The organism is Methyloglobulus morosus KoM1, from assembly GCF_000496735.2.
Taxonomy (GTDB): Bacteria; Pseudomonadota; Gammaproteobacteria; order Methylococcales; family Methylomonadaceae; genus Methyloglobulus; species Methyloglobulus morosus.
The window spans coordinates 1-11,066 of record NZ_AYLO01000160.1 but is presented as its reverse complement, the minus strand read 5'-3'; the positions used below and the strand labels follow the sequence as shown (position 1 = coordinate 11,066).

12 protein-coding genes are annotated in these 11,066 nt (G+C 50.1%); 6 read left to right on the top strand and 6 right to left on the bottom strand.

Translation table 11 applies throughout. The features are described from left to right. Positions 1–329 precede the first annotated feature (329 nt). Together MGMO_RS17990 and MGMO_RS17985 are read right to left on the bottom strand one after the other, a co-directional pair. A complete protein-coding gene (locus tag MGMO_RS17990; protein ID WP_023496518.1) occupies positions 330–758 on the bottom strand; it encodes a GlcG/HbpS family heme-binding protein in 429 nt (142 codons plus the stop codon). Between the two features lie 27 nt (positions 759–785). Further along, positions 786–1,388 carry an arylesterase gene (locus tag MGMO_RS17985; RefSeq protein ID WP_023496517.1) on the bottom strand — a complete coding sequence of 201 codons (603 nt, stop codon included), beginning with the start codon at positions 1,386–1,388 and terminating at the stop codon, positions 786–788. Position 1,389: 1 nt separating this feature from the next. On the opposite strand from MGMO_RS17985, the gene MGMO_RS17980 reads away from it, so the two are divergent. The 3 genes from MGMO_RS17980 (at position 1,390) to MGMO_RS17970 (ending at position 5,052) form a co-directional block, all read left to right on the top strand. Further along, a complete protein-coding gene (locus MGMO_RS17980; protein ID WP_023496516.1) occupies positions 1,390–2,070 on the top strand; it encodes an ABC transporter ATP-binding protein in 681 nt (226 codons plus the stop codon). Then, positions 2,067–4,550: an ABC transporter permease gene (locus MGMO_RS17975; protein WP_023496515.1), complete on the top strand. Its 2,484-nt coding sequence runs from the start codon at positions 2,067–2,069 to the stop codon at positions 4,548–4,550. The genes MGMO_RS17980 and MGMO_RS17975 overlap by 4 nt, the downstream gene beginning before the upstream one ends. 103 nt (positions 4,551–4,653) lie before the next feature. Continuing rightward, positions 4,654–5,052 (top strand): glycine zipper family protein, encoded by a 399-nt coding sequence (locus tag MGMO_RS17970; RefSeq protein ID WP_023496514.1) that lies wholly within the window; start codon positions 4,654–4,656, stop codon positions 5,050–5,052. 354 nt (positions 5,053–5,406) lie between these two features. On the opposite strand, the gene hslU is transcribed toward MGMO_RS17970, so the two are convergent. Together hslU and hslV are read right to left on the bottom strand one after the other, a co-directional pair. Further along, positions 5,407–6,729, bottom strand: a complete 1,323-nt coding sequence (gene hslU, locus MGMO_RS17965) for an ATP-dependent protease ATPase subunit HslU (protein WP_023496513.1) — start codon at positions 6,727–6,729, stop codon at positions 5,407–5,409. Between the two features lie 3 nt (positions 6,730–6,732). Further along, positions 6,733–7,278, bottom strand: a complete 546-nt coding sequence (hslV, locus tag MGMO_RS17960) for an ATP-dependent protease subunit HslV (RefSeq protein WP_023496512.1) — start codon at positions 7,276–7,278, stop codon at positions 6,733–6,735. Between the two features lie 184 nt (positions 7,279–7,462). On the opposite strand from hslV, the gene MGMO_RS17955 reads away from it, so the two are divergent. Next, positions 7,463–7,900 (top strand): TolC family protein, encoded by a 438-nt coding sequence (locus MGMO_RS17955; protein WP_268768321.1) that lies wholly within the window; start codon positions 7,463–7,465, stop codon positions 7,898–7,900. A 313-nt stretch (positions 7,901–8,213) separates the two neighbouring features. Here MGMO_RS17955 and MGMO_RS17950 read toward each other — a convergent pair whose 3' ends face one another. Beyond that, on the bottom strand, positions 8,214–9,140 hold the full coding sequence (locus tag MGMO_RS17950; RefSeq protein ID WP_023496510.1) for a cation diffusion facilitator family transporter: 927 nt from the start codon (positions 9,138–9,140) through the stop codon (positions 8,214–8,216). 17 nt (positions 9,141–9,157) lie between these two features. Next, positions 9,158–9,331 carry a hypothetical protein gene (locus MGMO_RS20165; RefSeq protein ID WP_161808523.1) on the bottom strand — a complete coding sequence of 58 codons (174 nt, stop codon included), beginning with the start codon at positions 9,329–9,331 and terminating at the stop codon, positions 9,158–9,160. Between the two features lie 265 nt (positions 9,332–9,596). Here MGMO_RS20165 and MGMO_RS17945 point away from each other — a divergent pair, with 265 nt between their 5' ends. Together MGMO_RS17945 and MGMO_RS20160 are read left to right on the top strand one after the other, a co-directional pair. After that, positions 9,597–10,625 carry an IS110 family RNA-guided transposase gene (locus tag MGMO_RS17945; RefSeq protein WP_023496509.1) on the top strand — a complete coding sequence of 343 codons (1,029 nt, stop codon included), beginning with the start codon at positions 9,597–9,599 and terminating at the stop codon, positions 10,623–10,625. 219 nt (positions 10,626–10,844) lie between these two features. Continuing rightward, positions 10,845–11,006: a hypothetical protein gene (locus MGMO_RS20160; RefSeq protein ID WP_023496508.1), complete on the top strand. Its 162-nt coding sequence runs from the start codon at positions 10,845–10,847 to the stop codon at positions 11,004–11,006. Positions 11,007–11,066 lie beyond the last annotated feature (60 nt).

Here is an 11,066-nt window from a genome sequence, read left to right as displayed (position 1 = left end):
GGAATARCCCGTTAGGGGTGCGGCAGGGATGCCGCACGTTGTCAAGGGGACAAGGAAGTCCCTTTTGACAACCCCCGGTAAATGCGAGAAGCGCAGGAAGCAAGCGGCATCCGGGGGTCGTTTCTTTTGGATACTTTTCTTTGGACAAGCAAAGAAAAGTATCTCGTCCGTGGGTACGAGAACCCACACTTAAATCAACTTTCGCGTTAGCGACACTTTATTACCCCTCACCCTAACCCTCTCCCGCAAGGGGAGAGGGAATATGTGGTTCGACAGGCTCACCACGAACGGATTTTTTAATCCATCCTAAAAGCTAAATCCATCACTACCTAAACCCCCGCCACAAATCCCGCCGCCTCTATCCCTGCAATTGCACAACGCTCATCCTGCTCCGATGAATCGCCGCTAATCCCGACCGAACCGATAATCACGTTACCCTTGTCACGGATCAACACGCCGCCTGGGACTGGCATGATTTTTCCGTCTGCCAGGCCGATCAGGGCGTTCATAAAATCGGGACGGTGTTCGGCGACTGCGGCCAAACTGCGGGAAGAAATGCCCATGTTGACCGCCCCCCAGGCCTTGGCGGTGGCGATTTGTTGCCTAATCACCGTTGCGCCGTCTTCCCTTTGCAGGGCTTTCAGGTGTCCTGATGCATCCAATACCACCACGGTCAGCGGCGCCATATTCAATGACCTGGCTTTTTGGGTGGCTGCGTTAATGATTTTATTGGCTTTTTCTAGGGTAAGTTGTGTCATTCGTGATCTCTAAGCTGGTTTTTATTGTTATTTTAATAAGTTAACTAAATGCGGCCATATCTTCTCGACAATGACGGCTTGCGCCTTCTCATTGGGATGTAGACCGTCCTGCTGCATCAATTGTTTCACCAAAGCGACATCTTCAAGGATAAACGGCACATAAGGGACGCTTAACTCCTTGGACAATTGCGGATAGACATTGTAAAACATCTCGGTATAGCGTTTGCCATAATTAGGCGGAATCCGCATACTAAGCAATAATACCTTGGCATCAGACTTTTTGGCGCGACGGGCGATTTCGGCAAGATTGTTTTTCAGCTCGGCTGGCGACAAACCACGCAAACCGTCATTCGCCCCCAACTCAATGATGACGACGCTGGGCTTATGCCGCGACAGCACGCCGTCTATCCGAGCCAATCCGCCCGCGCTGGTGTCGCCGCTAATGCTTTCATTGTTGACGGTGTAATCGCTGTACTTTTCTTGCAACTTGCCCTGAACCAATGCCACCCAGCCCTGTCCTACCTCAATTCCGTATGCCGCGCTGATACTATCGCCCAACACAACAATTGATTTCGCCGTTGTGGACAGGGATACTAATGAAATAACCACTGCAAAAACAAACTTAAGCATGATGCAAACCCAAACTTCAACAACTATCATTGTAACTGAAAACCTGGGCAAATCGGTGAAGACTTCCAATGGTACGCTGCATATTTTGTCGGGGATAAACTTGCAAGTGGCATCCGGCGAAAGCGTTGCCATCGTCGGGGAATCCGGTTCTGGAAAATCGACCCTGATTAGCTTATTGGCAGGGCTGGACACCCCAACAACCGGGACAATCCGTCTCGACGGCAAATCGTTGACGGACATGGACGAAGACGGCAGGGCTGCCATGCGGAATCAAATGATTGGTTTTGTGTTCCAGTCATTTCAGTTGCTGCAAGGGTTAACTGCGCTGGAAAATGTGATGTTGCCCCTGGAGTTAAGGGGCGAAGTTAACGCCAAACAGGCAGCGGTCGCCTTATTGGGACGGGTAGGGTTGTCGGAACGGCTCACCCATACGCCCAGGCAACTTTCCGGTGGCGAGCAACAGCGCGTGGCCTTGGCGCGGGCTTTTGTCTCAAAACCTGCGGTATTGTTTGCCGACGAACCGACCGGAAACCTTGACAGCAAGACGGGAGCGAAAATCATAGAGTTGCTGTTTGAACTGAATCTTGAAAACAAGGCAACACTCATTTTAGTGACCCACGACCAAACCCTGGCGGATCGCTGCCAGCGTATCATCAGGCTGGATGCGGGGAGGATGATATGAACTTGTTCGGCTTGGCCCTGCGCTTATTATGGCGGGATAGCCGGGCGGGAGAATTGACCATCCTGTTCCTCGCCTTGCTGATTGCGGTCACCAGTTCCACGGCGATCACCTTGTTTTCTGACCGTTTGGAACGCACGATGACCGACCAAACCGCCGAATTCCTGGCAGCCGATATGGTCATCTCCAGCCATGTGCCCATCCCTGAATCCTGGCTAAAAAAAGCGACGGGGATGAAGTTGGATCAGGCGCAAACTGCCGAGTTCTCCAGTGTCTTGATCGAGCATGACGAGTTGTTGTTGGCCGGTATCAAAGCGGTCAGCGAGCAGTATCCCTTACGGGGATTTTTGAAAACCACCGTATCCGATTACTCAGCCGAAACCATCGAACACCAAGGCCCGCCCCCTGGTTTTGCCTGGGTGGAAAAGCGTATTTTGTCTGCACTTAAGCTCAACCTGGGCGACCCGGTCACTGTCGGTGAAAAAAAACTGATAACCAGCAAACTTATTACGTACGAACCCGACAAACAAGGCGATATTTATAGCCTTTCGCCGCGCGTAATGATGAATCAGCAAGATTTACCGGAAACGGGCATTATCCAACCAGGCAGCCATGTCCATTATTTTTTTCAGTTCCGAGGAGAGCCGGAGCAATTGGCAGAATTCAAAAGATGGGTCAAACCACACTTGAATCTTGCCCAACGCATCTTGGACATCCACGAAGACCGCCCTGAATTGGGCTCAGCATTGAACCGCGCCGAACGCTACCTGGGCTTGTCCAGTATCGTGATCATCATTATTTCCGGTGTCGCTATCGCCATGGCGACGCGCCGTTACACCGAACGCCATCTAGATGCGACTGCCATACTGCGTTGCCTGGGCAGTAAACAAAACGATGTGCTTGGGTTGTTTATTGGTCAGTTTCTAATCTTGGGATTGCTGACCAGTGCCATAGGTTGTGCTCTGGGTTGGTTTGCACAGGAAATACTGTTCACCCTATTAAGGGATTTGCTGCCCCAAACCGTAGCCAAACCAGGAATGCTGGCAGTTTTCTTTGGGGTAATGACGGGCATGACGGTACTGATGGGATTTGCCCTGCCGCCCTTGCTGCAACTTAGAAAAGTTTCTCCGGTTCGGGTTTTGCGCCGGGATTTGGCACCCTTGCCCGCCAGCGCATGGTTGGTTTACGGCTTAGCGTTCAGCATCGTGGGCGTATTAATCTGGCGATACACGGAAGACTTCAATATGACAGTCACCCTCTTCTGTACCGGACTGGCGTTATTGCTGATACTCGGATTATTGGCCCACCTTATCCTGGTCTTGACCCGACGGTCTTTATCGAACCTAAGCCTCAACTGGCGCTTTGGATTGCAAGGCTTGTTACGGGATAGCCGTGCCACCGTCAGCCAAATTCTTGCTTTCACCATTACGCTGGTGGCAATGGCGTTGAGTTTCACAGTACGCAACGACTTAATCGAAAACTGGCGCCAACAACTACCGGAACATGCGCCCAACCATTTCGCCCTCAATATCTTCCCTGACCAATTGTCCCCAGTACAAGCCGATTTCAAGGAACAAGGCATAGGCGGCAGCCAGTTTTACCCCGTTATCAGGGGGCGATTGACTGAGATCAACGGCGTACCTGTGCAAAAAATAGTCACCAAAGATTCGCAAGGGGAAAACGCCACCCATCGGGAGTTAAGCCTGACCTGGACAAAAAACTTACCTGAAGACAACAAAATCGTTAAGGGATCATGGTGGCCCACAGAAAAAAAAGCGGAAGTTTCCGTTGAACAAAAGTTGGCGGAAAGCCTGAAAATAAATCTCGGCGACCGATTGCTGTTTATCGTAGGCGGCCAGCAACTGACGGCAACCGTCAGCAGTATAAGATCGCTACGATGGGACACGATGAAGCCTAATTTCTATATGATCTTTTCACCGGGAACGCTGGAGTCATTTCCCGGCACTTTTATTACCAGTTTTTATCTCCCAGAGAATAAAAAAAACTACTTAAACCAGTTGGTAAAAAAATTTCCAGCCATCACAATTTTGGAAGTGGACCTAATCCTAAAACAATTTAAAATGATCCTGATGCAATTGACCCAAGCCATTAACTACTTGCTGTATTTCGCGCTAATGGCAGGGTTTACCGTATTGTTTTCGGCCATTTACTCGACATTAGACAATCGTATTTATGAAAGTGCGCTACTGCGTACATTTGGCGCAAACCGAGTTTTGCTCCGGATAATGCATCTTATAGAGTTCACTTTGCTAGGCTTGGTTTCGGGCATTTTGGCAGCCATCATTTCGGAAGCCTTGCTCTTTATGCTGTACACCAGGGCACTGTCCATGGATTATCAGCCTACCTATTATTTGTGGATAGCCTTACCCTTAATCGGGGCATTTGCCGTCGGTATCACTGGCCGTTGGGGAGTGCGCCATGTCGTCAATACGCCACCGCTCACAGTTTTAAGGGATTCCTAATCGGCTTTATTTATCATGGGCTGGATATTCAGCCACCATTCATAGAAGATTGACTAAACTTGGTACAACACTTAAATATCAACTTAACGAGAGGGGTAATAAAATGAAAACAATCAAAGTCAGTATGGTTATCGCAAGCGCTTTAATTTTGTCGGCGTGTTATAGCCAAGGAGGGTACCAGCCGACGGTTGACACCTACAATGACCCTAATGCATACCGCCTCAATCAAGACGCAGCCGAATGTAAGCAACTTGCACAACAATCCGCAGGCGGCAGTACGGTGAAAGAGACTGCCATAGGGGCTGGCGTAGGAGGCTTAGTGGGCGCTGCGGGTGGTGCCGTGGTCGGCGCATTTGCCGGAAATCCAGGCATGGGCGCGGCGATAGGCGCTGCCGCCGGCGGCTTGGGCGGCGCAGCCAAGCAAGGCTTTACGGCTGAAGATAGGTTTCGTAATGCCTATAACCAATGTATGAGCGGTCGTGGACATAAAGTGATCAGATAATCAATTTACTGACGTAGCTTTATTGCCAGAATAACACAAGGACGTGTTATTTATTTCCTGGAAGCTTTAGGTCGTGTAGTCCCTTATAGATTCGGCCTTGTAAGGCATTAAGTTTCCGTTCGCCTTGGGCCTGTCGAAAGGCGGCGTGTGCTTCGACAAGCTCAGCACGAACGGTTCAGACATTAAAAGGCCGAATCAATAGTTACTTTCGTCATTCGGCACGGGGAATTGTCGTTAGGCAACCCAAGCAAATGACATAGGGCGGAAAGCTATTCGCCCGCCATTAAAGTTACAGCACTTATTTGCGGCATCCCTCGGTCATGGCTTGCGATTGACGTGTGCAACAAAGCACATTTACAAAATATACCGACTCAAATCCTCGTCTTCCACAAACTCGGACAGATGACTGTCTACATAATCGGCATCAATAACGATGGCCTTCTCCATCAAGTCTGGGGCGTTATAGGAAATATCTTCCAGTAAGCGTTCCAAAATCGTATGCAAACGCCTCGCGCCGATATTTTCGGTTTTTTCATTCACCTGCCAACCCATTTCGGCGATGCGTTTGATACCGTCGCTGGAAAATCTCAGGTCAACGCCTTCGGTTGCCATCAAGGCGACATATTGTTCGGTTAACGAGGCATTAGGCTCAGTTAGGATTCGGACAAAATCGTCAGCCGATAAGGCGCTGAGTTCGACGCGGATAGGGAAACGGCCTTGCAATTCCGGGATCAAATCGGAGGGCTTGGTCAGATGAAACGCGCCCGATGCAATAAACAGGATATGGTCTGTTTTGATAACGCCATACTTGGTGCTGACGGTACTGCCTTCAACGATGGGCAACAGGTCTCGTTGTACGCCTTCGCGCGAGACTTCACCGCCGCTGCCATGATCGGAACGCTTGCAGATTTTATCGATTTCGTCCAAGAAAACGATCCCGTTTTGTTCCACGGCCTCTACGGCTTTAACCTTGATGTCTTCATCGTTGACCAGTTTGGCGGCTTCCTCTTCCCGCAATACTTTCAAAGCCTTACTGATTTTCATCTTGCGGGGTTTGATCCGCCCAGAACCCATGTTCTGGAACATGCCTTGCAATTGGCTGGTCATTTCTTCCATCCCAGGCGGTGCCATGATCTCGACGCCCATCGGCATGACATTGACATCGACTTCGATTTCTTTGTCGTCCAGGTTGCCTTCCCGCAATTTTTTGCGCATCTTCTGACGGGTGGATTGGGCGGTTTCCGACATCATGCCACCGTCTGCTTCGGGCAGCAAAATATCCAGGATCCTGTCTTCGGCGGCATCAAATGCACGGGTTTGGACTTTTTCCATTTCCGACATCCGCATCATCTTGACCGCAGTGTCTGCCAGGTCGCGGATGATGGATTCCACATCGCGGCCTACATAGCCGACTTCGGTAAACTTGGTGGCTTCTATCTTGATGAACGGGGCATTTGCTAAACGCGCCAGCCGCCGTGCTATTTCGGTTTTACCTACGCCCGTTGGGCCTATCAACAAAATGTTTTTCGGAGTGATTTCTTCGCGCATGGACGGATCGACATGCTGCCTACGCCACCGATTTCTGAGGGCAATCGCAACAGAGCGTTTGGCATCCGCTTGACCAACAATGTGCTTATCCAGTTCACTAACAATTTCTTTCGGAGTCATTTGGTTCATGCGTTACTCGTTCGGTTCTGTATCCAGTTCTTCAATCCGTAGATTATGGTTGGTGTAAATGCAGATGTCGGCAGCAATTTTTAGTGATCGCTCGACAATTTCGCGTGCGCTGAGGTCGGTGCTTTCCAACAATGCGCGCGCTGCGGCTTGGGCAAATGCGCCGCCTGAACCAATTGCCATCAGGTCGTATTCCGGCTCAATAACATCACCCGTCCCTGAAATGATAAGTGACGTTTTAGCGTCAGCGATAGTCAATAAAGCTTCAAGCCGTCGTAAAGCCCTATCTGTGCGCCAGTCCTTAGCCATTTCAACGGCGGCACGGGTCAGGTTGCCACGATGCTTTTCCAACTTACCTTCAAAATGCTCAAACAAGGTAAAGGCATCGGCGGTTGCGCCCGCAAATCCAGCGATCACTTTGTCATGATAAAGCCGCCTAACCTTACGGGCATTGCCTTTCATGACCGTATTGCCTAACGTCACTTGGCCGTCACCGCCGATGACGACCTTGTCACCACGGCGTACAGAGAGTATGGTCGTTCCTCTAAACACTTTCGTATCCTAAATTTTCGAATTAGCAGATAATTCTACCTTGTCTAACTACATAATGTGGCAAAAAATTGAAAAGACAAGGGCATCTGGATCATTTGGTTTATTAAAGAATCCCTAAATAACCCGATCAATGATTAAGTCTTGGCAAAAAAGCCCTAAATCGTCAGAGTAGTCATTTGGTAACCTGTTTGGGACGGCATTTACGGACAAGCCTTATGGCAATACCGTCTTTACGGGATTTTCGGTGGACCTGCCTTTTTTTGATCGCGGCCAAGGCGGAATGGCACGGGCATCCGCCGAACAACACGCCGTCTTGTTAAAACGTGAATTGCTTATAGCCGCAACGCGACAGGAATTAGAGCGCTCAGTTGACGTTTTAAAGCTACGCCGCAAAACGCTCGCCAAATTCGAAAGCGATGTCCTCGCTACACTGCCTACACTGAAACAAATGGCTGAGGATGCGTATCGTTTGGGCAAAACAGGCCTGTTGGAGTTACTGGATTCCTCACGCACCCGAACCGAAATCAAACTGAATCATTTGGAATTGTTGGTGAGCGAAATCGAGGCCGAATTGGATGCCATGATGGCTTCGGGTATTTTGGTGGGTACGGTGGACAAGTAATACCAATCCCAATAAATTCTCGTATTATCCCTTCTCCAGAGGGAGAAGGTCGGGATGAGGGGAATTCAAATAAAAATTTATTGGGATTAGTATAACATCCTGATTGGCTTGGTTTTGATTAATGTTTGAAACCGTTCGCGCTGACCTTAGCAAAGTTTTGTTGCGAACAGGCGCTCATGGGTTCTTCCTTTAGGATGGCGGGACTGGGTACTTTATGTAGGGTGCGTTGTACGCACCTTGGGTGGCGTTAATGGTGCGTACAACGCACCCTACTTGACTTTTTCACTATCCCCGCAACAGCCGTATCGCGTACCTACACGGCTTCCATCGGGGCTTGCCGACACGGATGGGACTCATCACCAAGCTCAAATTGTACGGTGGTGTGGCCGATACCAAATCGGTGGTGCAATTCTTCATTGATATGCGACAAAAGGGCATCGTCTATCGTCGCATCTGGCTTGACAAGGTGGACGGTCAAGGCAATCTCCGTGGTGCTCATGCCCCAAATATGCAGGTCGTGGACGGCTTCAACACCCGGAAGCCCCGCAAGGAAGGCTTCAACTTCGGCAGGATGGACACGTTCCGGCACAGCATCTAACGCCAGATTGAGCGACTCCCGCAATAAGCCCCAAGTGCCCACAATGATAACAAGGACGATCACAAGGCTCACCACGGGGTCGAGCCATAACCACCCCGTATAGCACATGACGATAGCGGCTACGACAACGCCAAATGAAACGGCGGCATCAGCCGCCATGTGCAAATACGCGCCACGAATATTGATGTCATGTTTTTGTCCCGACATAAACAACCAGGCCGTGAAACCATTGACAAGGATACCCGCTCCGGCGACAGCGATAACTATCTCACTGGCGACTGATTCAGGATGGCTGAACCGCAGGATGGCCTCCCAGGCAATCCCGCCCACGGCGATAAGCAACACTAACGCATTGAGCAAGGTCGCCAAAATAGAAGAACGTCGCAGGCCGTAAGTTCGGCGTTGTGTTGGCAACCGACGCGCCAAAACACTCGCCCCCCATGCCAACAGCAAGCCCAACACATCACTGAGATTGTGTCCCGCATCGGCAACCAACGCCAGGGAGTTGGCTAACGTGCCAAAAATAGCTTCCGTTACAACAAAACCAACATTAAGCACGACCCCGACAGCGAACGCACGATCAAAATTTGCCGGTGCGTGATGGTGTTCGTGGTTGTGATGATGGGGATGATTATGTTCCACTATTTTGACCGATTAATTTATGTGGGCAGGCGGTTTTGCCCACCCTTTTCAGGCGGTTGCGGTGTTTCGTGCAACCCTCGCAAAGAGTACTGTTCATTCCGCGTGGGCACAAACAGCATGTGCCCGCCAGGCTTTAACAAAATATCCACAGCATTGTAGGTCACATTGCCGCGAATGCGGTTATGTGACACAAACGACCAAAGTGTCAGGGAACGCTATCGCGCACCCTGACCTACGAGGCTTGAACACAAGGCATTAATACCATCGTGTAGCAGTAAGCTTAGAAAAAGCCCAATTGCAAACCCCAATATTGTTATAGGTGCGACTGCTATCCAGCGAAGTACATTTATCATGACTGCCTAACGTAATGGTATGGACTCCTCTCCTTCCCAACGGCATCGCGATGTGCCAAAGTGGAAGGGAAGCCACCACTTAACAGAAGAAGAGGAATCCGCCATGAATATTAAGACAATTGGGTTAGATATTGCAAAAAACGTTTTTCAGCTACACGGTGTCGATGTTAACGGAAAGACCGTCTTGCGTAAACAACTTAAGCGGGATAAATTACTAGAATTTTTCGCCAATTTGTTACCTTGCCTGATTGGTTTGGAAGCCTGTTCTGGAGCGCATTACTGGGCACGGGAGTTGATTAAATTGGGTCATGATGCCCGTTTGATCAGCCCTCAGTTCGTCAAACCCTACGTCAAAGGCAACAAAAATGATGCCAACGATGCAGAAGCCATCTGCGAGGCTGTAGGCCGGCCTGCTATGCGGTTTGTGCCCATCAAAAGCATTGAGCAACAAGACATCCAGATGCTGCATCGGGTGCGGAGTGGGCTGGTCAAGGAACGGACCGCCTTGGCTAACCGTATCAGGGGCTTGTTGGCCGAATATGGCATTATTGTCGCCATAGGGTTAGTCAAGGTGCGGCAACAGCTACCCGACATACTGGAAGATGCCGAAAACGACCTGACCATGGCGGCGAGGATGATATTTGCTGATTTGCAGGATCAACTGGTTGAACTGGATAAACAGGTGACGACCTACGGCGAGAAGATTCAGGCCGTACACCGTGCCAGTGAAGTGAGCCAACGGCTAAGTGACGTGCCTGGCATTGGCCCCATCACCGCCACCGCCATATTGGCCGCGCTAGGGGATGGCAAGGCCTTTGGTTCAGCACGGCAAGTTGCCGCTTGGTTAGGCTTGGTGCCAAGGCAAGATTCCAGTGGTGGTAAGCCTAAGCTCTTGGGCATCAGCAAGCGGGGGGATGTTTATCTGCGCACGCTATTAATTCATGGCGGCAGGGCGGTGGTCAATGCCGCCGCCAAGAAAGACGATGCCCAAAGCCGCTGGATCAATGAGCTGGTCAAACGGCGCAATATCAATATTGCAGCCGTCGCTGTTGCGAATAAGAATGCCAGGATTGTTTGGGCATTGCTGACCAAGTCAGTGGAATATGACTTATCGGCACCAACCAGTGTTTAACAAACTACAGCAGTGTCCGCTGTTTAACACTTAGTGAAGTAAGAACAGGCACTTCCAGTTGCGAAGTTTTTTCAAGAAGATGGCAAAACAGGTCAGACCGGTGTTTTCAGCAATCCGATTAGCTCCAGAGCCTTCAAGGCTGATAACGTAATAGAGATGAAAACACGCGGATATCCATCAGGGCTAGGGGTATCAAGACCCCAATAACAGGCCGGATATATGGAAGCAACTGCGTTTACTGACCAATGCAATCAGAAAGAAAAAGCTTGCAAAAACGAGGAGTCCATATATAAAGTTGAGGGGCGCGCCGCTTTTGGCGCGTCCCTCTCGAACGCAATGTTGGACGAAGCCGCTAACGCGGAGAAAAGCGCCGCCGCCTGATTAATCGATAAAATGTAACCTAAAGCCCTAAATCACAATGGGGCCCTCAACAACGAATCA